A 21,604-nucleotide genomic window follows, 5' to 3' on the forward strand; every position below is an offset into this window, starting at 1 on the left:
AAATAGGGTTTATTTGACGATTTTAAAAGGATTGAAGTTTCACTTTTGAAAGTCTGTTGTAAATGCCCGACATAATTGAATCATGAAAAGAAATGAATCGTTAAGATGATTTAAATAAACAAAAAGTAAAAAATAATTATTCCTTATATTTTTTTTAACCTAAATTCTATTCAATTCTTTAGTTTCGTAGTATGATTAGTTTTAAAAATTGGTTTTTTCAATGCTTTATATTATTGAATACTAACGTTCTTGCCTTTGGTCAAGCTCAACATGATTTTAAAGAAGATTCTACTGCTATTATTAAATTGTTTGACAATGCAATTGCAAACCCTTCAAAAATTGATTCGCTTAAAACTATAGCTGAATCGAAAATAGTAGGTCGAGAAAACTTAGCGCCTATTTACTTTTATCACCTCGCTAAGTTTTATTATTTAACGCAATCATTAGACAAATCTGCAGCGACAGTTCAACAAGGGCTCGACGGTTTTGATGTGGATGCTAAGGATCCAATTTTAATTCAGTTCTATAGTTTAAAAGGCGCAGTACTTGGATATAAGAACGATAATTTAGGTGCGATTCAAGCTTATAAAAAGGCACTTGAATTGGCTGATAATGAGGGTAATCTTGAACGCGTAGCATTGATGAATAATAATATTGCCAATATCTTTTTCTCTTCCCGTGATTATGAATCTGCTTATAAACACAGCTCAAAAGCTTATGATTTGCTAAAAAATACTGATAATCCTTATTTAGCATCCATCACCGCGGTAAGTGCCATATCAGCAATTAAAGTGAAAAGATTGAAGGAAGGTAAATTCTTAGCTGACGAAAGTATTCGATTGTCTGAATTAACAAATGATCAATTAGGATTTATGATTGGTTATTTCAGTTTAGGAGAGTATTATTTATTGACGAATCAATTGGATCAGGCTATAGAAAACATCCATAAATCACTGGTTTTAAGTGAACAGTATTATCAAAAACCGTACATTTTAATTGCAAAAACGTCTTTATTGAATGCATATGTAGCACAAGGAGACTTTATTAATGCCATCAAATATGGTGAAGAGGCTCTAGCTGGGAGTATTGAGCAAGGGACAGATGATACTAAATATTCAATTTATAAAAACCTTGCTTATGCTTATGCAGGAAACGATCAAAAGATAAAAGCTTATGATTATTTGGTAAAGGCTCATGAAGCATTCTTAGTAACAAATGATCACGAAAATAAAGAAATTATTAATGACCTTTTAATTAAATACGATGCTGATAAAAAAGCTCAAGAAATAGAGCTTTTAACAGCAAAGAATAAAATAATTGAGCATGAAAAAAGAATTCAGTTTTACTTTATTATTGCTGGGGTAATTTTATTTATTCTGATTGGCCTTTTGGTATATGTTATTATTCGAAGTAGAAAAAAAGTAACTGATAAATTGATTGAACTGGATATTCAAAAAACTAAATTCTTTGAGAATATTTCGCATGAGTTCAGAACACCGTTGACTTTAATTAAGTTACCTATCGTAGATTCCGTGAGTGATGGAACATCGTTGAGTAAAGAGAGTAAAGAATTGATTCTTGAAAATACGAATCGGTTACAATCTTTGATTGATGATCTTATGACGATTGCGAAATTAGAAATGGAAAATATTAAAGAGAATAAAACTATTCAAGATCCTGTCGTGCAGATCGTTAGTATTGCGAATGAATTCGAGAATTTGGCAAATTCAAAAGGAATTAAAATTGAAAGAAAAATCACTGATACTGGAATTTATGCTTTATACGATCGAAATTCGATGTATAAAATTATTTCGAATTTAATTTCAAATGCCATAAAATTTAGCCCGATTGACCATAAGGTTTTCATCTCTTCAGGTTGGAAAGAGAAGCATTTTACATTTATAATAGAGGATCAAGGTAGGGGGCTTTCACCAATAGATCAATCCAAAATATTTGATCGTTTTTATCAAGTGAATTCAAATGATAACAATGTAAATGGTACAGGTATTGGTTTAACATTGGTTAAAGAACTCATTCATTTAAATGGTGGGAATATAATTGTAGAGAGTGCAATTGAAAAAGGTGCTAAATTTATAGTAACTCTTCCGCTGAATATTTCAGAAGCAACAAGTGTTACGAATGATGTTGAGACAACGTTGACTCAGAAATTGGAACGAACTGAAATTGAAGAGGAGTTAGCGATAATTAATGCCGATAAACCGCAAGTATTGATCGTTGAAGACAATCCAGATTTACTAAAGTATTTGCATGCTGAATTTAAAGATGATTTTAAAGTTTACACTGCACTAAATGGTGAAGAAGGACTGAAACTAGCCGTTGAACATATTCCTGACATAATTATTTCAGATTGGATGATGCCAAAATTGAGTGGTATTGATTTTTGCCATGCTGTTAAAAATAATAATTTAACCAATCATATCCCGTTTGTATTGTTGACAGCAAAAGGAGATGTTCAGAATAAAATACAAGGATATTCTACCGGAGCCGATGCTTATTTCTCTAAACCATTTAATACCCTAGAAATTAAGGCACATGTGAATAATTTAATTCAAACTCGACAAAAATTATTCGAAAAATTCAAAGACGCAAATAACGAAATTCAAGACAGAGCGAATATTACCAGTCCTCAAGATATTGAATTTTGGAATTCTTTTATAAATGAAATTAATAATAGAATAGGGGAGCCGACACTTTCTGCAACAGAATTAGCAAATGCCTTATTTATTAGTCGGATGCAATTGCATCGGAAAATAAAAGGTATAACGGGGAAAACAGTGGGTGTAATTTTGAATGAACAACGAATGAAACTGGCTAAAAAACTATTAAAACAAAAAGATTGCAGAATTATTGAGGTTGCTGATGCAACCGGCTTCAGTAATTCGTCTGCATTTTCACGTGCCTTCAAAAAGGAGTTCAATTTAACCCCGACTGAATTTATGAATAAATAAAAACAAATTCAACGGAAAAAAGAGTGTTATTCCGAGTTGAAATTACGTTTGTTACAAATAGTATACATTATGTTACAAATAGTATTTAGCTAGAAATGAGTGCGCTATAAATTTGTTTAGCAATAGGAATCAAGATTGTTGATTCATGCTAAACAAGTTAAATGTGAAGAATTTAAAGCTTATTTTACTCTTAATTATTGGGTTTCCTAGTGGAGCATCGTCACATTATTTGCCGAATGAAATGGACGCTAAGGATAATTATGAATTCAATTTTGTAATGACTAGAAAAGAGAATGAAGTTGATTACAAATCCGAAAAAAAGGATGTTGGAAATTTAGAATTGAAATTTAAACAGTCAAATAATATGGTGTCGACTGAAGTGATTTTTTAAAACTAATTCAGTTTTGGAAGTGCGAAAAGACTAAATTTGGGAACAACTACTTTGAATTGTTCATGTACACCGACTCTTTCAAATACATAATGGCCGCGCATATATCCAATCTCACTATGTAGGTCGCAACCACTAACATAAACATGCTTTTGACCAGGTACAAGTATAGGCTGTTCTCCTACAACACCATCTCCACTGATTTCCTTAACAGGGTGTAAGGAATCAAAAATATACCAGTATCTTGACTTTAATTGAACCTCATATGTATTTAGGTTTTCGATGACAATTCGATAATTGAAAAAATACATTCCATTCTCAATATTCGAAAGGTCTTTTCTATAAAGACTTTCAACGCTAATTTTTATACCACATGTTAAACCGGTAATCATCATACTCAAATATACAAAAATCTAGTAAAATTCCTAATTTCTTAATTATACTTACGTGAATTCACAGGTTAAAGTTGGGTATAAGCTCAACTTATTTGCAAATAAGCAAAGAATTCCATTCCCCAAGCTACTCCAAGATGAACGATCAACCCCCCATAAATATTCCTCGTTCTATAAGCGAGTATGCCAAGAATATATCCACCAAAGATAGAGCTGATTGCTTCTCCCATAGGTTTACCGAAATGTAGGAAACAATATATTACAACCATTGGTAAGATAGCTTCTTTTCCAACAAGTTTGCTTAATGCTATGACCATAAATCCTCTATAAAAAACTTCAACTGAAATAAAGTCTATTCCATAACAAAATTCATAAATAGCCACTGTAACCCATTGGTCAACATTGAAATAATTATACTCTTGATAATCTCTATAGGTTGGGTAAGTATTTAAAAAATCTGTACTGAATGAAGCCAAATAGAGTAACGGAATCATAAATAGGATGAGCCAAAAATAAGGGAGTGCTTTGGCACCATTAAGTCTTGTTCCAAACCGTTCAGGTTTAAAAGTTGTTGTTGAAATATAGATGATAAGTAAAGGGAATAGCACTGCCAAAAAGCTACTACAATTACTAATCAAATAACGACTCCAATTTTTTATAGCGCGGTCGTTGATAAAATCTAAATCAACAAACTTCATTAAATAATAATTACTGTCAATAGAAATAAGAAACATCCCAATAAGACCATAGAAAATATATTTTGCGCGATTGGAGGTTTTAGGTATCGATAGAAAAGTGATGACTAAAAATGGTAAACTGTAAAAAATAAAGAGATATAAAACACCTATTTCTTTGTATTGGTTCGCATTGAGATAATCTTTATAAAAGTCTAAATTGTAATTTAAACTAATGCAAATGGTCAAGATTATGCCTGCTATTATATGTGTTCTAACATTAAAATCTGATTTAAAATAATCAATAATCGTTCTGACAAAAAAAAGCATATTTATTTAGCGTTAGTGATGTATTTATGATGAATACGATTCGTTTTTATGGAATAAAATTATTTTTGCATCTATATTAAAAGCCCCGTACATAATGCATAAATATCTATTCTTCATATTATTTTTTCAATTGGCTAATTTCGTTATTGGACAAAATATAGTAATTGAAGGTACAGTTGTGGATGAAAATGGTTCGCCCGTTAAAGATGTGAGATATTTTTTTAAAAATGACCAAGAGAACACATTTTATTCAACTGAAAGTGGAAAATTTAATATTAAGTACACAATTGGTGAATATGACAGTTTAATTTTTGTGCATGTAGGATTTCAAAAGCAAATCATTGCAATAAACAAGGAGCTTGAGAAAAAAATAAAAAATAGAAGTTTGAATCTTACGGTAGCCTTATCTGATTTGTTCCTAAAAGAGTTCGATGTATTTGCCAGTAAGCCAGATACAGTGATCGGAAGTAGCTATTATAGTGTTGCTGATTTTGAATTACTTGAAAATGGTGAGTTATTATTACTCACTTATAGTAAGAAATTAAATAAGGATCCTATTCTTCGTTGGGTACGACAAGATAAAACGGAAAAAGCCATTAAATACATTGATCGAGAAGTTGACGAAATTAAAAGAGATTTTAGAAATAAAATTCATTTAATAGCGAATCAGTCTGTTTATTCCGTCGGGTTAATGAATAAAAATATCCATGTAGTGCCCGAAAATCAAGATGTTTTTTATACTAAGATTCAGCCTATCATCGACACAATTGGTGAGAAGATATACTTCTCTAATTATTTAGAACAATATCCAGCTTTTAATTATTATGAGTTCGATAGAAAAGACTCTATATATAAAACAATGATGAAGGTTGAAGATGTTGAATTAATGGAGTTTTATAGGGCGGAATTTAAATATGTAGATGTCCGAACAAAGTTATGGGCACACAATAAAGAGCTCAGTACAGGTATTGATAAAGAGATTTGGGTTGGAGCAAATGTTTTTGCTAATTCAGCTTATTATCATCCGCTATACGCCCCATTATTTAAGACAAATGATTCTACCGTATTAATTTTTGATCATTATAAAAACGTCATGTTCCGATATTCTCCTACAGATGGATTTGTTGACAGTGTCTCAATAGATTATCATCTCAGAGCAAAAAAGTCTGGATGGGAGCAGCCTTTGATTCAGGATGAGATAACAAAAAAAATATACGGAGTATTTTTCCGAAACGGATTTACATACCTGAGCGAATTGAACCTTGAAACTGGAAGATTAGAAAAACCAATGAGGCTTTTCTACAAATACGTAGAAAATATTCAAATTAAAGGAGGAGAGGTGTATTATATATATAGACCTTACGAATCAATCCAAAAGAAATATTTATACAAAGAGCGATTATAACAATGTTATTTATTACCGATCGCTGATCGAGGTGTATTTCCTTTCTTTGTTCGCTTGCTTGCCTTAGTTTTCTTAGGACTTCTATTTTTATTTCGCTTGCTTTTTTTCTTATTGTTAGCAGACTCTGGAACTGGAGCAATTGCCGATTTTCCAGCACCAGCAGGACTTTTACTATCTACAGGGTTGACCCAAACATCATCAACTTCAACAAATTCTGGAGCTTCACCATTTGCTGTTGGTTTATATTGTTTTGTTTTAGTATTTTGACTGTTTACAGCAATAAAGTCAGTTTTATATTCCCATATTTCACCATTCCAAGTGTACCCATCATAAGTCATGTCAGGAATATAATATGAGTATAATCCTCTTAGATTTTCAGATTCAGGAACAAGGTGATCAAAAACAATTGCTTCTAATTCTTCATTCAAATTTACACCTACTATTGCTTTCTCTGCATATTCAAAAAAGACACGGCGAGATAATTGCTTGCTTTCTGATTCCTCTTGAAATAATGGGTATCCTAATCTCAACTTTTTACCTTTAAAATAAAAAATATCTATCATTTTTTTATTCGAACTTCTTGTTCCTCCATTAAAACCTATAACAGTATATAAACTTTTGTTACCGTATTTAATAGGAAGAATTTTATAATATAGCGCGCCATACCATGTATTAGGGGATAAAGTATTACTAGGTTTACTTGGTATAGTTATTTTATCTTCCTTGAATTTAATTACCGTATTTGGCTTGTTTCCTCTGTTAGGCAACAAAGCGTAACAAAAATGTTGGTGAACACCTTCCGAATTTTCAATATTCCAATTAAACAACCTAAAAGCATCGTCTGGAGATTTAATTGTTGAAATTGTTTCAAATTTCGTAAAGTCGTAAGTCATCGTTCCTGGGTGTTCAAGGATTGATTCAATCAATTGAATTAAACTTTCATTTTCTGAAAGTTGCAATGCATCATTCGTGGCACTTCTCAATTTTAGTAATTGTTCGTTTATTTCAAGTTCTTTTTGAACGAGAAAAGTATCGATTTCAACCTTCTTGGCAAAAGACAAGTTAGAAATTAGAATTAGAATAAAAATGATTCTCCACATAATGCTATAAGTATTCTTCTTACAAAGGTAACACAAATCGTGCTAGATTATTTACGATTCGTCATTCAAATTGTTTCTATTCAAATTTAACATATATCTGAAAAAACTTTTTATGTTTTGTTATTTTAGAAATAACCATTTATTAGAACTACCTATAATTGATAAATTAATAACTTTGCACTCATGGAGAATATAAAAATACGCTTAGGTGGAGTTCCAGAACATTTTAATTTACCAATCCATTTGGCGATTGAAGACGGATCGTTTTTAGGGCGTGGAGTAGAGATAGAATGGGTAGATTTTGGTGGCGGAACCGGTCAAATGACCAAAGCGCTTCGAAACAATGAAATTGATGCTTGTATATTATTGACAGAAGGCATGATTGCTGACATTATCAATGGTAATCCGAGTAAGATAATAAGTGAATATGTTACTACACCTCTAACTTGGGGAATTCATACCGGTGTAGATAATGATCTTGTGAATTACCGTGATATTTTCAATAAGAACTATGCCATCAGTCGTTTTGGTTCAGGTTCGCATTTGATGGCAATTGTAGATGCTGATAGTAAAGGACATAAATTAAATAAAGAACAGTTTTCGATAATAAAAGATATCGATGGGGCGCTTGAATCTTTAGCGGACCAAAAAACAGATGTGTTTTATTGGGAAAAATATACAACAAAACCTTATGTTGATAAAGGGCTGTTACGCAGAGTAGGCGAGTACCATACACCATGGCCATGTTTTGTTATAGCAGCCACAGATAAGATTTTAAGTGCTGAACCAGATTCAATTGTTAGAATGTTGAGAACCATTCATGACGCTTGTGATAATTTCATGCACGACGATAAAATGTCGAAATTGGTGAGTGAACGTTATGATCAAAAACTAAAAGATGTTGAACGTTGGTACAATAGTACTGAATGGGCAATTCACGGTTGGGTAAGCGAAAAGATGATGAAAAGTGTTATCTATCACTTACAAACAGCGGAAATCATTCCAAAAGATCAGGTAATCCCTGATTTAGTTTGGAAAAGATAACCGTAGTAAGTTTAGTTTTAATTTATGCTTGTGTTGAAGATGGTTCAGTAGCAACATTTTCGTCTTCATCGTCTTTTGATGATAACATGCCTTTTACTACTAATCCTAATATAATAAGGATGATTAGTTTTCCTCCGATTTTACTCCAAATTGATAATGGGTTACCTTCAAGGTTGGCTCCATAAGTTTCCGTTAAAATTGCTTTATCTTCATCTGTGATATCATAATACGTATCCTCAGCTGCATTCACTAAGCAATATTGACCTTCATAATTCCAAATAGGTATCCATAATAGATTAATTTGATCGTATTTGTAACCAACATTTAATTGATCATCATATTCACCAATGAATTCTGAATCTTCAGGCAAAACGGTTGTTGTTTCAATGTATTCACAAGGAAAACAAACTGGGATTTTGGCTTTTGCATTCGCTTGAATAGTGAAAAGTAGGCTTAAGCTTAAAAAGGTAATCGCTAATTTCATAAGGTGTTTTTATTGGTTTAAATTTTAAACAATATGCGAAAATAAATTTAGAAACCCCGAAAAATTTTTCATGATACTTATTGAAAGGGGCATTATTCGACTAAATTGACCAAAATAAACATCAAAATATTCCTCGTTCAAGGAAAACACTTAATTTAGTTGAAAAAGCTTGCATGTCACAACCATTTATTGTAAAAGAAACCAAAGTAAAAAAGGTCCCAATCATTATTAGTATCCCTCATGTTGGAACAGAAATTCCAGAAGATTTAAAATCTAATTATTTAGAAAATAAGATTGATAGAATAGACGATACAGACTGGTATTTAGATAATTTGTATGATTTTGCTTCGGATTTAGGAATAACAATTGTAAAAGCAAAATACAGTAGATGGGTAATTGACTTAAATAGAGATCCAGACAGTATTCCGCTATACAATGATGGGCGTGTTATAACGGGACTCACAACGAGCACTGATTTTCTAGGGAATGATATTTACAAAAAAGGTAAATCCCCAGATGAAAAAGAAATTGAGCGACGAAAAGAAAAATATTATTGGCCTTATTATCTAAAACTGACTGAATTATTAGAAGAGCGCAAGGCTGAATTTGGAAATGCTCTGCTTTGGGACGCACATTCAATTAGAGAATCAGTGCCAAGTATTCGTGTAGAAAAATTTCCAGAAATGATTTTAGGAAGTGCTGATGAAAGTTCTGCTGACAAATCATTAATTACATCAGCCTTATCTGAATTAGCAAATGGATATAATATTCAACACAACGACCCTTTTAAAGGGGGACATATTACACGATATTTTGGAAAACCAAAGAATCATATTCATGCTTTGCAGTTAGAACGGAATAAAAACTTGTACATGGATGATACTGAAATATCCTATGATCCAATCCGAGCAGCAAAAATGCAAGTATTCTTAAAGCGTAATTTATTAAATTTAATTGATAAAATTAAAGAACTATAACATGTTTTTATCTACTCGTTTAACATATTTTTGCGATACTATATAGTGGTTTCATGAATACTTGCTTACTTTTGTACTGAATGAAATTACTGCGATTTATCTTTTTACCGTTTGGCTTGATTTATTGGTTGATAACTAGCCTTAGAAACGGCTTATATGCTATTCGTTTTTTTAAATCTGCTAAATTTAGTTTACCTATTATAAATGTTGGTAATTTAAGTGTAGGTGGTACGGGAAAAACGCCTCATACTGAGTATTTAATCAAATTATTGAAGAGTAAATACAAATTGGCGACATTAAGTCGTGGATTCGGTCGTAAGGTTAGAGGGTTTAAAATTGCAGAGGAAGGGGTTGCTGTCTCTGAAATAGGAGATGAACCTTTGCAGTATTTCACTAAATTCGGGAACGAAATAGACGTAGTTGTAGATGCTGATCGCGTAGCTGGAGTTGTAGAACTTTATAGAGAGAAGCCAACAACGGAATTGGTTTTATTGGATGATGCTTTTCAACACCGTGCCATTCATGCTGGATTGAATATACTTTTGACTACATATAATGAACCTTATTACAATGACTTTATTCTGCCTGTTGGTAATTTAAGAGAATCTAGGTTTGGAGCTAAGCGTGCTGATGTTATTGTCATGTCTAAATGTCCTGATTTTAAAAAGGTTAATAAAGAGAAGGTGAAAAGAAGTTTACATCTTAAATCTCATCAGCATTTATTCTTTTCCCGTATTAAATACGGTGATATTTTTTTACTAGACAATCAAACAAAGCTGCAAAATCAAACGGCAATGAATGTGATTTTGGTAACGGGAATAGCAAAGCCTGAATTCTTGGTTGATTTTTTAAAAAAGGAGCATCACATATTGCATCATTTTAAATTTAAAGATCATCATAATTTTAAGGTGGAAGAGATCAAAGAAATTCACGATTTATTTAATAAATTTGCAGAAAAGAATCGAATTATCATTACGACTGAAAAAGACGCGATGCGATTGAAGAATGATGAGTTATTTGGGTTAATGAAAGATTATCCTTGGGCTTATCAATCTATTGAAGTAGAGATAGATAATGCTAAAGCATTTGACAATATTATTTTAGATTATGTGGAAAAAAATAGTTGAAGCAACAGAATATATCAATCAGGAATTTAATTTACAACCAGAAATAGGTATAGTACTTGGAACTGGATTAGGTGGATTGGTTGATGAAATTAAAGTGTTAAAGTCTATTTCATATACAGATATACCACATTTTCCAGTTTCGACAGTTGAAAGTCATAGTGGAAAATTAATTTTTGGTGAATTAGGCGGTAAGTTAGTCGTAGCAATGCAAGGGCGATTTCATTATTATGAAGGATATACATTGAAAGAAGTAACCTTTCCTATTCGCGTAATGAAGATGTTAGGTGTTAAGAAATTATTTTTAAGTAATGCTTCTGGTGGTGTGAATCCTGATTTTGAAGTAGGCGAAATAATGATTGTGAATGATCATATTGATTTATTTCCAGACAACCCCTTAACCGGGAAGAATATAGATGAACTTGGTCCACGATTTCCAGATATGAGTGATCCTTATGACAGTGAAATGATTAAAAAAGCTCAAGAAATCGCTGATAAATTGGGAATAAAAGTAAGTCAAGGTGTTTATGCAGGACTAACTGGACCATCTTTAGAAACACCTGCAGAATATAAGTATATGCGAACCATAGGTGCTGATACTGTTGGAATGTCAACAGTGCCTGAAGTTATTGTTGCAAGACATATGTCAATTCCAGTTTTTGCCATTTCTATAATTACAGATTTAGGAGTACCAGGAAAAATTAAAAAAGTGAATGTAGCAGAAATTATTGCTGTTGCTAAAAAGCAAGAACCTAAAATGACAGCTGTCATGAAAGAATTAATTGCTACGATATAATTATAACAGAGAAGATTGAATTTAGATGGAGTTAAGTCAAGAAATACGCGATAAATATCAACCAGTAATAGGGTTGGAAGTGCATGCACAAATGCTTACAAAATCGAAAGCTTATTCGAATGATAAAAACGAATATGGTTCGATGCCGAATTCTAATGTTAGTGCAATCACTTTAGGTCATCCAGGTACATTGCCAATGATGAATACTAAAACGATAGATTATGCAATAAAAATGGGAATAGCATGTGGTAGTAATATTACACCAATTCAGCATTTTGCACGAAAAAATTATTTTTATCCCGATCTACCAAAAGGGTATCAGATAACACAAGATGACACACCTATATGTACAGGTGGAACTGTTTTGATAAAAGATGATAATGGAAAAGATAAGACGATTCAGTTGACACGAATCCACATGGAAGAAGATGCTGGTAAAAGTATACATGATATCGATCCTTTCAATACTTTGATTGATTTAAATAGAGCAGGTGTACCTTTAATCGAAATCGTTTCTGAACCAGATATTAGAAGTTCTCAAGAAGCTTATAATTATGTTACTGAAATTAGAAAATTAGTACGATATCTAGAGATTTGTGATGGGAATATGGAGGAAGGAAGTTTGAGATGTGATGCGAATATTTCTGTCATGTTAAAAGGTTCTGACACTTATGGTGTGCGTGTAGAGGTTAAGAATATGAACTCAATTCGTAACGTTCAAAGAGCAATTGAACATGAAATTACTCGACATATTATTGCTATTGAGAACGGTGAGAAGCTGTATCAAGAAACAAGAAACTTTAATGCTTTAAAAGGAACGACAAGTGCAATGCGATCTAAAGAAGCCGCGAATGATTACCGTTTCTTTCCTGAACCAGATTTGCAGCCTATAGAAGTTACGCCAGCTAAAATTGAAAGTTTGAAAGCTGAGATGCCACCTTTACCTAATGAGTTGATTAATAAGTATGTTAATGATTTAAAGTTATCGGAATATGATGCATTGATCTTAACTGATCAGAAAGAAATTGCATTATACTTTGAAGAAATTATTCGACATACAAAAAACTATAAAGCAGCGGCAAACTGGTTAATGGGAGATATAAAGTCTTATTTAAATACCAATGCAAGTAAGATCACAGAATTTCCAATTGAGCCAAAAGAGATTGCGGGATTAATAGGATTGATTGACGAACAAAAAATATCTCATAACTTAGCAACACAAAAGGTGTTTCCTGAAATGCTAAAAACGGGTAAGTCCGCCTTGATAGTTGCTGAATCAAATGATTGGATTCAAAACAATGATGAGAGTGAAATCAAAGCGATAATAGCAGAAGTGCTAGCAGAGAATAAAGAGGAAGCTGATCGATATAAAGCTGGAGAAAAGAAATTAATAGGCTTTTTAATGGGCCAAATAATGAAAAAAAGTAAAGGGAAAGCTGACCCTAAATCAGCAAGTAAACTAATTAATGAAATGATTTAAGAATGAAAAAATTAATTTTTCCAATTTTGGCTTTAGGCCTTTTAGGGAGTTGTGCTGGTGGAGATCGCTCTGCAAATATACCTGGACATTTAATAACAGGTGAAATAGAAAATGCTGATGGATCGGAAATTATTGTAAATGTTTTTCAAAATGGAGAAGAAATTCCTTTGGATACAATTACAATTAAAGATGGTAAATTTTCATTAGAGACTGAAACTAAAGAATTACGTGAATATATTTTCCTTTTGGGAGAACAAGAAATGCCAATTGTCTTATTTCTTGATGAGGAATCTAAGAATGTTGAAATTAAGGGGACTTATCCAAATTTAGCTGAAAATTATTCGGTTACTGGATCAAAATATAGTCAAGATATCAAGGATTATTTGGTTTACTTGAAGCCTATTTATGAAACGCAGCAAGAACTGTCTGGAAAGTATCAAAAAACAAATCCAATGGATACTGTTGCTATTCAGGCAATCATGAACGAATTTGATGAGTTAACCGCAGAAAAGAAAGCGCATGCTATCAAATATATAGAGGCAGATTATTCATCTCCTGTAAGTTGGTTAATGTTACGTGATTTACTTCCAAGTGGAGGTTTGAATAATTTTGATGATTCTGATTTAGATTATTTTCAAAAAGTAGCAGATGCTATTAAAGAGAAATACCCATATTCTGAATATTCGGCATTAATTGAAAAAGATATCCAACAAATAAATTCTCAATTAGAGTTAATTCGTACACAAGAAAATCAAGTTGGACAGGCGCCAGATATTCAGTTAAATAATGCTAATGGAGAATTATTAGCACTGTCATCGTTAAAAGGAAAAGTTGTACTGGTTGATTTTTGGGCTTCATGGTGTGTTCCTTGCAGAAAGGAAAACCCAAATGTAGTGGCTGTTTATAATGAATATAAAGACAAAGGTTTTACGGTTTACAGTGTTTCATTAGATGAGAAAAAAGATGCTTGGTTGGCTGCTATTCAACAAGACAACCTTATTTGGCCTAATCACGTCTCTGATTTGAAAGGTTGGCAATCGGCAGCGGCTTTGCAATATGGCGTTAATTCTATTCCTGCAACTTTTTTATTGGATGCTGAAGGTAATATCATTGCAAAAGATCTTCGTGGACCAGCGTTAGAACAAAAATTAAAAGAAATACTTGGCTAATAATATCAAAAAGAATAAATCAATTATGCGATCACAATTTTTTATATTAATTCTATTTTTTTTTCAATCTATAGGTTTTTCTCAAAAGAGTCCTAATCTGCAAACGGGGGTAAATAATATTTACATCACTGGGCAGATAGTTGGAGCGAAATCCCAAACAATAAAATTAATTAATCAAAATTTAGGGAGCATTGAACAACCTGTTTATACGGCAGTAACTGATGAAGCAGGAGTCTTTTCAATTGATACTTTTATTCCTTTTTCAGATTACTATTTTTTCATATTAGAGAATAACCAATTTCTTAATTTAGTCCTTCATCAAGGGGACTCTATTAAGATTTATGGAGACGCTAAAGATTTGTCATTAATATCAAACATTATTGGATCAAAGGATTCTGAATTACTAAATGAATTTTCTGTAAAGTATAACGCATTTAAAATGGTTCAGGATTCGTTGATGCAAGTGTTAAGAAGAAATCCAGCTAAGCAGGAAGAAGTCAATACCTATTTTGAACCATTAGCAAAGGAGTTTTATGGTTATCGAAATAATTATTTAACACAACATCAGAATTCTCCGGCTATAATTGGTAGTTTGGCATCGTTTAATCAAGAAAAGGAATGGGATGCATATAAAAGAGTGATTAATTTACTAAACCAATCATTCTCAGTCTCACCAACCGTTCAAAAAATGGAGGCATTTGTTGCTCAGAACGATGTAAAAATTCAACAACAACAAAAACAAGCAAAAGCAGAAGCTGAAATGTTTGCGCCAGGAGTATTAGCGAAAGAAATTGCATTACCAAATGTTGACGGAGAAATTATAAAATTATCCGATTTAAGAGGTAAGGTTGTTTTGATTGACTTTTGGGCATCTTGGTGTGGTCCTTGTAGAAAAGAAAATCCAAACGTTGTAAAGGCGTATAAAAAATACAATGAGGCAGGATTTGAAATTTATAGCGTTTCTTTAGATAAGGCTTCAGCTAAAGGTAAATGGCTTGCAGCAATAGAGCAGGATGGATTGATATGGGACGCTCATGTAAGTGATTTAAAAGGTTGGAATTCTGCTGCAGCCGCAGATTATGGTGTGCGAAGTATTCCATTTACTTTATTGATTGATGCTGAAGGAAAAGTTATCAAATCGAACTTAAGAGGTGCAGCATTAGAGAATGAACTCAAAAGTATATTCGGCTTTTAATGGGGCAAAAAAAGATTTACTTTGCCTCAGATTTTCATCTTGGAGCCCCAAACCCAGAAAAAAGTCTTGAACGTGAAAAAAAGATTATTCGTTGGTTAGATGAAATTAAGTCGGATGCCAGCGAAATATACTTACTCGGCGATGTTTTCGATTTTTGGTTCGAGTACAAACATGCAATACCTAAGGGGTTTGTTCGAATTCAAGGTAAAATAGCGGAAATTACAGATAGCGGAATTCCCGTATATTGGTTCATAGGTAATCACGATATGTGGATCTTTGATTATATTCCAAAGGAATTAGGTGTTCAAATGATTCGAACAGAAATAATAAAGGAGTATTTTGGTAAATCTTTATTCATAGGGCATGGAGACGGTTTAGGTCCAGGCGACCACGGTTATAAGTTTATTAAGAAAGTGTTCCGAAACCGCATCTGTCAATGGCTGTTTGCGCGATTACATCCTAACTTTGGCATTGCTTTAGCAAATATGTTTTCTAAGAAGAGTAGGGTGTCTACGGGGGATACCGATGCGATCTATTATGGAGAAGACAAGGAGATGTTGATTCAGTTTTGTAAAACAAAATTAAAAGAACAACACTATGATTACTTTATCTTTGGACATCGACACTTGCCAATTGAATTTGATTTAAATGAAAATTCTAAATATATTAATATAGGGGAGTGGATCTCTTATTTTACATATGGTGTATTGGATAAGAATGGGTTTGTACTGAAAACATTTGAGCAAAACGAAAAAAAATCTTTCAAAAAAAATTAAATCATTTATTTCTATTTCAACGAATGAAACCTTTCTCATTAGGTTCCGTTTACATTAATTGTAATAGATTTTTATCTAGATTACAGACTATAAGGGTTAAGGAGAGCATTTGTAATGCTCTCTTTTTTTGTCTGACTGACAGCTCGTTGAGTCGAATAGAATAGATTTATATTAGAATATTATAGGAAATCGATAATATTTTTTACATTTGGTTAAAAATATATTATAATGAATAAAGGAAAAGTTAAATTCTTTAATGAATCAAAAGGTTTTGGATTTATTATTGATGATGAATCAGGAAAAGAATATTTCGTACACATCTCAGGATTGATCGACGAAGTTAGAGAAAACGATGAAGTTTCTTTCGAATTACAAGAAGGAAAAAAAGGCTTAAATGCTGTTAACGTCAAAGTTTCCTAGTTTTATCGAATAAAAATTTATTTCTAAGCCATGCAATGTTTTGCATGGCTTTTTTTACATTCAAAAATGATTGAAAGAAAGTGTTTAAGTTGTGGGACCTGGAATAATGATGAAGATTATTGTAAAAATTGTAATAACCCGATTAAGCCTTCATTAATTCGAGATATTGCTTATCAGTCCCAAATTGATGCGGAGAAGAATAAACCAAAATCAAAATTTGATTTATTTGTCTTAGCGACTAAAAATCACCATTATTTATTGGTCCGTATAATCTATAAAATAGTATACTCTATATCGATGGTATTCGCAGCGATAGGTGCATTTTTCGCGTGGATGTTGGCAATGGTAAATGGCTAAAACCAAATATGAAACACATCCGTTTACTCTTCTTTATCAGTATAGTTCTTTACCTTCTGGTAATATTGTCAAGATTTAATGGTGTGAAAATTCCAGCTATCATCAACAGTTATTTAACAGATTTTTTGTGTCTTCCAATTATTCTCTATTTAAGTTTAATTGGAGTTCAAAAAATCAAAAACATTCCAAATTATAGATTAACTGTTTATCAAATATTTGGTATGACTTTATTTTATGCCATATTATTTGAATGGTATTTACCAAGCCGAAGTTATCTGTATACGCGTGATTATTATGATGTTATTGCTTATTTCGTTGGGGCTTTGTTTTTTTTTATTTTGCAATCCAAATCGGTTGAGAAAGTATAAATACGAGTTAATACACTATACTATAATAACTCGTGTCAAATGGTGTCGTATAAATCGAATCGACTTTGGCTATTCCTGTTTTTAAATTGACATAAACGAATTCAACGTATCGATTTCCAGTAGTTACATAGTTTAAAACCGTATCTAATTCACCAAAATAGGACTGAGATCCGTTGGTTGCACATTCATCACAATCTTCTTTAAAGTGTTTAAGAACTAAATTAAAGCTATCGTCATCTTCTGGATATAGATTTTTTATTTTGAACTGGACAAATGATTTTGTTTCTAGTGCAAAGTTTTTGAAATTTGTATTTTCTGTCGAAAGTTCTGAAGTGAAAACATTTTCGATATGCGGGAAATGGTTGTCTTTTTTTACTTCTATATGAATCTCTGTTGATTTATCGCGATTGAACGCCATTTCATAAACGCCAAACTGATCAGTATTTACTCCTCCAATCTCTACGAAATTAAAACTGTTAGCAATAAGTAATTGTGAAAAATTAATTTCAGCATCAGGAATTTGTTCACCCGTAAACTCATCTGTTACATTTCCTAGAAATGTATATTGAATTGGCTCATTTTTTTTACAAGCTACAAGTAGAAAAGCAGAAGTGAATAAGATTGATATGATTTTTAACATCCAAATAAGTAATTGATCTCAAATTTACAGTGATTAACTAAGAATTACAAACGAAGTGACTGAATTCTTATAAAGAATTCATCCTGAGACTATCTAAAGTACTAATGAAAAAATTAGCGACGGTTCGTGTATACTTTAGAGTATTTTTCTTACTTTGGTTTGCCACTAACAGAATAAAAAAATGAAATTATTAACTGTATTGATCCTTTTTTTAGGAATAAATATTAATTCGATGGGTCATAATGTCTCCATTAAATCCCTTCAAGATACAAGTATGGTCTATGACTTTCCTGAGCAGATGGCCCAATTTCCAGGAGGTCCAGATGATATGGACGATTTTATCCGCAGAAACATGCAAGTGCCCGCAAATTTATCAGGAGCTGAGCGATCAGGTAAGATTTACGTTGAGTTTATTGTTGAGAAAGATGGAACTCTGACAAATTTTGCAATACGTAGAAGCTCGAATTCTAAATTAGACAGTGCAGCATTAGATATTGTAAAGAAGATGCCAAATTGGTTGCCTGGAAAAATGAGAGGTAAATCGGTTCGTGTTAAACAAACTATACCAATTGTTTTTGTTACAACCTAGGTTAACTTAATAAATCTGGGCGTCTCTTTTTTGTTAAAGCATAACTTTGTTCATTCCGCCATTCTTCAATTTTAATAGGATGACCGGATAATAAAACGTCAGGTACTATATGGCCATTATAATTCTCAGGTCTCGTATATATAGGAGGCGCTAAAAGTCCATCCTGAAATGAATCTGTTAATGCAGATGTTTCATCATTTAATACACCAGGCAATAATCTTACAATGGCATCAGTTAAAACAGCAGCACCAAGTTCGCCACCTGAAAGAACATAAGATCCTATTGAGATTTCTCTTGTGATAAAAATGTCTCTAACACGTTGATCAACTCCTTTATAATGCCCAGCTAAAATAATGATGTTCTTCATTAGGGACATTTCATTACATGTTGCTTGGTCTAGTAAACTGCCATCTGGTGTCATATAAACAATCTCATCGTAATCTCGTTCTGATTTTAGTTTTTCAATACAATCGGCAATAGGTTGAATAGTCATTACCATTCCCGCTCCACCGCCGTATTGATAATCGTCAACACTTTTTTGTCGATGGGTTGAATAACTCCTGATATTATGTAAGTGTATTTCTACCTGGCCTTTTTCTTTTGCTCTTTTCATAATAGAATCATTAAAAGGACTCTCTAATAATTGAGGTAAGACTGTAAGAATATCTATTCGCATCATAAGACAAATTTATAAAATGTAAAGTATTGTAACGAAAAACAATAATGAAAAGAGTAGTGCTGAAAGTGCAACTTTCTTTAATTCTGGATCAAAATCTCTTGGATCTTTAATCGAACGAACTTTTTTTAAGTGAATGAAATGAATTAAAATAATTGGCAAACAACAAATCATTAATCGATAATCATTGCGTATGCTAAAAATGATAAGAGGTAATATAAATGCTAAATAAGCCACAGCAAAAAGGGTGTAATGATAAATTTTACTTTTTTCAAAACCCAATTTAACCGCTAACGTAATTTTACCAACTTTCTGATCGTTCTCCTGATCTCGCATATTGTTCAAGTTTAATACAGCCACACTAAAACAACCCATTGCTGTTGCGGGAAGTAATAAAAACCAATTGATTTGATGATTTTGTAAATAAAATGGACCTATTACACCAACAATACCAAAGAATAAGAATACGAATATATCACCGAGACCTGAGTAACCATATGCCCTTTTACCAACTGTATATTTTATCGCTGCGGCGATTGAAGCGAGACCAACAAGTATGAAACTCATAAATTTCAAGTCGATTACTCCACCAAATGCCGTAATTAGAAGTAGGATACCTGATATTAAACTTAATATAGAGAAGATAATGATAGCTGTTAACATCGCCTTTTGACTGATTTTACCGCTTTGTATCGATCTTTCAGGTCCTATACGGCCATCGTTATCGGCTCCTTTTTTTGAGTCGCCATAATCGTTCGCAAGATTCGATAATATTTGCAATAATAAAGTTGTAATTAAAGTGAGGATAAAAATAGACCAACTAAATTGATGTGAATAATTTGGGCCATTGGTAATTGCAGTAGTTCCAATTAAATAAGCCAAGCCACTCCCCAATAAAATATTGCTAAATGATAAGGGCAGTGTTCGTAATCGAAAAGCTTTTATCCAATGTTTCATGCTGCCTATTGTTTATATTTATTTCCCCAAAGGTTCTCAATGGTCTTATCAATATCCTTTTCTCTAGTCGAACTTCCTGATTGAAAAAAAACAGTTCCTTTTATTTCTTCAGGCATAAACTCTTGTTCAATAAAGTTATTAGCGCCATTATGTGAGTATTGATAATCCTTTCCATAACCTAAATCTTTCATTAATTGGGTTGGTGCATTTCTTAAAGGAAGGGGAACACTAAGGTTTCCAGATTTTTTAACTAGTTCTTGGGCTTGATTAATGGCCATATATGATCCATTACCCTTTGGTGAAGTGGCAAGATATATAACACACTGAGATAATACTAATCGACCTTCTGGCCAACCAATAATATTGACAGCTTGAAAGGCATTATTAGCCATTATAAGAGCATTTGGATTAGCAAGCCCAATATCTTCAACAGCGGAGATGATTAATCGTCTCGCAATGAATTTAGGGTCTTCACCACCTTCAATCATTCTGGCTAACCAATAGATCGCAGCATTTGGATCACTTCCTCTTATAGATTTAATAAAAGCTGAAATGATATCGTAATGTTGTTCACCATCCTTATCATAATTCGCAATATTAGCTTGAATGGTAGTTGTAACTAATTCATCTGTAACAACTATTTGATTATTGTTAGCACTCTGTTCAATAACCATTTCTAGTGCATTCAATAGCTTTCGTGCATCGCCTCCAGATATCTTTAACAAGGCATGTGTCTCTTTGAGCGTTATATTCTTTTGTTTGAGAATCGTATCATTTTTAATCGCTCTGTCCATCAATTGAATTAATTCATCTGAACTATGCGATTTAAGAACATAAACTTGCGCTCTTGATAGGAGGGCAGAGATTACTTCGAAAGATGGGTTTTCTGTTGTTGCACCAATCAGCGTTATTGTTCCTTTTTCAACAGCGCCTAATAATGAATCTTGCTGAGATTTACTGAACCTATGAATTTCATCAATAAATAAAATTGCATTATCACCGCCAAACAAACCACTTTTTTCAACTTTTTGGATGATCTCACGAATGTCTTTTACGCCTGAATTGATCGCGCTTAACGCGTGAAATGGACGATTGACAGTGGTAGAAATAATTTTTGCCAAGGTTGTTTTACCAACACCTGGTGGCCCCCAAAAAATCATTGAAGGAATGTGTCCAGATTCAATAGCTCTTCTCAAGCCTGATTCTTTACCAAGTATATGTGATTGACCTATGTAGTCGGCTAAAGATGTAGGTCGCATTCTTTCAGCCAAAGGTATTTTAGACATCTGAATGG

Annotated in this window: 23 protein-coding genes; 15 read left to right on the top strand and 8 right to left on the bottom strand. The window is 32.5% G+C overall.

The window, feature by feature from the left end:
- Window positions 1–233 precede the first annotated feature (233 nt).
- Together T367_RS0102510 and T367_RS0102515 are read left to right on the top strand one after the other, a co-directional pair.
- Window positions 234–2,969 (top strand): hybrid sensor histidine kinase/response regulator transcription factor, encoded by a 2,736-nt coding sequence (locus T367_RS0102510; RefSeq protein WP_169736012.1) that lies wholly within the window; start codon window positions 234–236, stop codon window positions 2,967–2,969.
- Between the two features lie 163 nt (window positions 2,970–3,132).
- The gene (locus T367_RS0102515; RefSeq protein WP_157454100.1) at window positions 3,133–3,360 is read left to right on the top strand and encodes a hypothetical protein; all 228 of its coding nucleotides are present in this window, start codon (window positions 3,133–3,135) and stop codon (window positions 3,358–3,360) included.
- A gap of 2 nt (window positions 3,361–3,362) precedes the next feature.
- On the opposite strand, the gene apaG is transcribed toward T367_RS0102515, so the two are convergent.
- Window positions 3,363–3,752, bottom strand: coding sequence for a Co2+/Mg2+ efflux protein ApaG (apaG, locus tag T367_RS0102520; RefSeq protein ID WP_211252679.1), 390 nt, complete (start codon window positions 3,750–3,752; stop codon window positions 3,363–3,365).
- An 83-nt stretch (window positions 3,753–3,835) separates the two neighbouring features.
- A complete protein-coding gene (locus T367_RS23565) occupies window positions 3,836–4,753 on the bottom strand; it encodes a CPBP family intramembrane glutamic endopeptidase (protein WP_051568293.1) in 918 nt (305 codons plus the stop codon).
- Between the two features lie 94 nt (window positions 4,754–4,847).
- Here T367_RS23565 and T367_RS0102530 point away from each other — a divergent pair, with 94 nt between their 5' ends.
- The gene (locus T367_RS0102530; RefSeq protein WP_027418444.1) at window positions 4,848–6,158 is read left to right on the top strand and encodes a carboxypeptidase-like regulatory domain-containing protein; all 1,311 of its coding nucleotides are present in this window, start codon (window positions 4,848–4,850) and stop codon (window positions 6,156–6,158) included.
- Between the two features lie 5 nt (window positions 6,159–6,163).
- On the opposite strand, the gene T367_RS0102535 is transcribed toward T367_RS0102530, so the two are convergent.
- Window positions 6,164–7,258, bottom strand: coding sequence for a hypothetical protein (locus T367_RS0102535; protein ID WP_027418445.1), 1,095 nt, complete (start codon window positions 7,256–7,258; stop codon window positions 6,164–6,166).
- 183 nt (window positions 7,259–7,441) lie between these two features.
- On the opposite strand from T367_RS0102535, the gene T367_RS0102540 reads away from it, so the two are divergent.
- On the top strand, window positions 7,442–8,302 hold the full coding sequence (locus T367_RS0102540; RefSeq protein WP_027418446.1) for a substrate-binding domain-containing protein: 861 nt from the start codon (window positions 7,442–7,444) through the stop codon (window positions 8,300–8,302).
- A 22-nt stretch (window positions 8,303–8,324) separates the two neighbouring features.
- Here the strand turns inward: T367_RS0102540 and T367_RS0102545 are convergent, their stop codons facing one another.
- Window positions 8,325–8,786, bottom strand: coding sequence for a hypothetical protein (locus T367_RS0102545; RefSeq protein WP_027418447.1), 462 nt, complete (start codon window positions 8,784–8,786; stop codon window positions 8,325–8,327).
- A 173-nt stretch (window positions 8,787–8,959) separates the two neighbouring features.
- Here T367_RS0102545 and T367_RS0102550 point away from each other — a divergent pair, with 173 nt between their 5' ends.
- The 10 genes from T367_RS0102550 (at window position 8,960) to T367_RS0102595 (ending at window position 17,448) form a co-directional block, all read left to right on the top strand.
- On the top strand, window positions 8,960–9,763 hold the full coding sequence (locus T367_RS0102550) for an N-formylglutamate amidohydrolase (protein ID WP_051568294.1): 804 nt from the start codon (window positions 8,960–8,962) through the stop codon (window positions 9,761–9,763).
- A gap of 80 nt (window positions 9,764–9,843) precedes the next feature.
- Window positions 9,844–10,890 (top strand): tetraacyldisaccharide 4'-kinase, encoded by a 1,047-nt coding sequence (lpxK, locus tag T367_RS0102555; protein ID WP_027418449.1) that lies wholly within the window; start codon window positions 9,844–9,846, stop codon window positions 10,888–10,890.
- On the top strand, window positions 10,871–11,683 hold the full coding sequence (locus T367_RS0102560) for a purine-nucleoside phosphorylase (protein ID WP_035842218.1): 813 nt from the start codon (window positions 10,871–10,873) through the stop codon (window positions 11,681–11,683). Before lpxK ends, T367_RS0102560 begins: the two co-directional genes overlap by 20 nt.
- 25 nt (window positions 11,684–11,708) lie before the next feature.
- Window positions 11,709–13,163: an Asp-tRNA(Asn)/Glu-tRNA(Gln) amidotransferase subunit GatB gene (gatB, locus tag T367_RS0102565; protein ID WP_027418451.1), complete on the top strand. Its 1,455-nt coding sequence runs from the start codon at window positions 11,709–11,711 to the stop codon at window positions 13,161–13,163.
- Between the two features lie 2 nt (window positions 13,164–13,165).
- Window positions 13,166–14,332, top strand: coding sequence for a TlpA disulfide reductase family protein (locus T367_RS24625; protein ID WP_084274283.1), 1,167 nt, complete (start codon window positions 13,166–13,168; stop codon window positions 14,330–14,332).
- 25 nt (window positions 14,333–14,357) lie between these two features.
- On the top strand, window positions 14,358–15,527 hold the full coding sequence (locus tag T367_RS23570; protein WP_084274299.1) for a TlpA family protein disulfide reductase: 1,170 nt from the start codon (window positions 14,358–14,360) through the stop codon (window positions 15,525–15,527).
- Window positions 15,527–16,303 carry a UDP-2,3-diacylglucosamine diphosphatase gene (locus T367_RS21100; protein WP_035842222.1) on the top strand — a complete coding sequence of 259 codons (777 nt, stop codon included), beginning with the start codon at window positions 15,527–15,529 and terminating at the stop codon, window positions 16,301–16,303. Before T367_RS23570 ends, T367_RS21100 begins: the two co-directional genes overlap by 1 nt.
- A gap of 228 nt (window positions 16,304–16,531) precedes the next feature.
- Window positions 16,532–16,723 (top strand): cold-shock protein, encoded by a 192-nt coding sequence (locus tag T367_RS0102585; protein ID WP_027418452.1) that lies wholly within the window; start codon window positions 16,532–16,534, stop codon window positions 16,721–16,723.
- Between the two features lie 66 nt (window positions 16,724–16,789).
- Complete coding sequence (locus T367_RS0102590) at window positions 16,790–17,080, top strand: hypothetical protein (protein ID WP_027418453.1); 291 nt, start codon at window positions 16,790–16,792, stop codon at window positions 17,078–17,080.
- A gap of 8 nt (window positions 17,081–17,088) precedes the next feature.
- Entirely contained in the window at window positions 17,089–17,448 is a 360-nt protein-coding gene (locus T367_RS0102595) for a hypothetical protein (protein WP_157454101.1), read from the top strand.
- Window positions 17,449–17,455: 7 nt separating this feature from the next.
- Here T367_RS0102595 and T367_RS0102600 read toward each other — a convergent pair whose 3' ends face one another.
- Complete coding sequence (locus tag T367_RS0102600) at window positions 17,456–18,088, bottom strand: hypothetical protein (RefSeq protein ID WP_027418455.1); 633 nt, start codon at window positions 18,086–18,088, stop codon at window positions 17,456–17,458.
- Between the two features lie 181 nt (window positions 18,089–18,269).
- Between T367_RS0102600 and T367_RS21105 the strand changes: the two genes are divergently transcribed.
- Window positions 18,270–18,677 carry an energy transducer TonB gene (locus T367_RS21105; RefSeq protein ID WP_051568296.1) on the top strand — a complete coding sequence of 136 codons (408 nt, stop codon included), beginning with the start codon at window positions 18,270–18,272 and terminating at the stop codon, window positions 18,675–18,677.
- A 1-nt stretch (window position 18,678) separates the two neighbouring features.
- On the opposite strand, the gene trmD is transcribed toward T367_RS21105, so the two are convergent.
- The 3 genes from trmD to T367_RS0102620 are packed head-to-tail and all read right to left on the bottom strand — an operon-like array spanning window position 18,679 to window position 21,596.
- Window positions 18,679–19,353: a tRNA (guanosine(37)-N1)-methyltransferase TrmD gene (trmD, locus tag T367_RS0102610; protein WP_027418456.1), complete on the bottom strand. Its 675-nt coding sequence runs from the start codon at window positions 19,351–19,353 to the stop codon at window positions 18,679–18,681.
- 12 nt (window positions 19,354–19,365) lie between these two features.
- Complete coding sequence (gene menA, locus T367_RS0102615; RefSeq protein ID WP_027418457.1) at window positions 19,366–20,310, bottom strand: 1,4-dihydroxy-2-naphthoate octaprenyltransferase; 945 nt, start codon at window positions 20,308–20,310, stop codon at window positions 19,366–19,368.
- 5 nt (window positions 20,311–20,315) lie between these two features.
- On the bottom strand, window positions 20,316–21,596 hold the full coding sequence (locus T367_RS0102620; RefSeq protein WP_035842225.1) for a replication-associated recombination protein A: 1,281 nt from the start codon (window positions 21,594–21,596) through the stop codon (window positions 20,316–20,318).
- Between the last annotated feature and the right edge of the window lie 8 nt (window positions 21,597–21,604).

The organism is Crocinitomix catalasitica ATCC 23190, from assembly GCF_000621625.1.
Taxonomy (GTDB): domain Bacteria; phylum Bacteroidota; class Bacteroidia; order Flavobacteriales_D; family Crocinitomicaceae; genus Crocinitomix; species Crocinitomix catalasitica.

Coding starts and splice junctions, on each gene's coding strand:
- apaG (WP_211252679.1), bottom strand. CDS start 3,752: ATGATGATTACCGGTTTAACATGTGGTATAAAAATTAGCGTTGAAAGT.
- T367_RS23565 (WP_051568293.1), bottom strand. CDS start 4,753: ATGCTTTTTTTTGTCAGAACGATTATTGATTATTTTAAATCAGATTTT.
- T367_RS0102530 (WP_027418444.1), top strand. CDS start 4,848: ATGCATAAATATCTATTCTTCATATTATTTTTTCAATTGGCTAATTTC.
- T367_RS0102535 (WP_027418445.1), bottom strand. CDS start 7,258: ATGTGGAGAATCATTTTTATTCTAATTCTAATTTCTAACTTGTCTTTT.
- T367_RS0102540 (WP_027418446.1), top strand. CDS start 7,442: ATGGAGAATATAAAAATACGCTTAGGTGGAGTTCCAGAACATTTTAAT.
- T367_RS0102545 (WP_027418447.1), bottom strand. CDS start 8,786: ATGAAATTAGCGATTACCTTTTTAAGCTTAAGCCTACTTTTCACTATT.
- T367_RS0102550 (WP_051568294.1), top strand. CDS start 8,960: ATGTCACAACCATTTATTGTAAAAGAAACCAAAGTAAAAAAGGTCCCA.
- lpxK (WP_027418449.1), top strand. CDS start 9,844: ATGAAATTACTGCGATTTATCTTTTTACCGTTTGGCTTGATTTATTGG.
- T367_RS0102560 (WP_035842218.1), top strand. CDS start 10,871: ATGTGGAAAAAAATAGTTGAAGCAACAGAATATATCAATCAGGAATTT.
- gatB (WP_027418451.1), top strand. CDS start 11,709: ATGGAGTTAAGTCAAGAAATACGCGATAAATATCAACCAGTAATAGGG.
- T367_RS24625 (WP_084274283.1), top strand. CDS start 13,166: ATGAAAAAATTAATTTTTCCAATTTTGGCTTTAGGCCTTTTAGGGAGT.
- T367_RS23570 (WP_084274299.1), top strand. CDS start 14,358: ATGCGATCACAATTTTTTATATTAATTCTATTTTTTTTTCAATCTATA.
- T367_RS21100 (WP_035842222.1), top strand. CDS start 15,527: ATGGGGCAAAAAAAGATTTACTTTGCCTCAGATTTTCATCTTGGAGCC.
- T367_RS0102585 (WP_027418452.1), top strand. CDS start 16,532: ATGAATAAAGGAAAAGTTAAATTCTTTAATGAATCAAAAGGTTTTGGA.
- T367_RS0102590 (WP_027418453.1), top strand. CDS start 16,790: ATGATTGAAAGAAAGTGTTTAAGTTGTGGGACCTGGAATAATGATGAA.
- T367_RS0102595 (WP_157454101.1), top strand. CDS start 17,089: ATGAAACACATCCGTTTACTCTTCTTTATCAGTATAGTTCTTTACCTT.
- T367_RS0102600 (WP_027418455.1), bottom strand. CDS start 18,088: ATGTTAAAAATCATATCAATCTTATTCACTTCTGCTTTTCTACTTGTA.
- T367_RS21105 (WP_051568296.1), top strand. CDS start 18,270: ATGAAATTATTAACTGTATTGATCCTTTTTTTAGGAATAAATATTAAT.
- trmD (WP_027418456.1), bottom strand. CDS start 19,353: ATGCGAATAGATATTCTTACAGTCTTACCTCAATTATTAGAGAGTCCT.
- menA (WP_027418457.1), bottom strand. CDS start 20,310: ATGAAACATTGGATAAAAGCTTTTCGATTACGAACACTGCCCTTATCA.
- T367_RS0102620 (WP_035842225.1), bottom strand. CDS start 21,596: ATGTCTAAAATACCTTTGGCTGAAAGAATGCGACCTACATCTTTAGCC.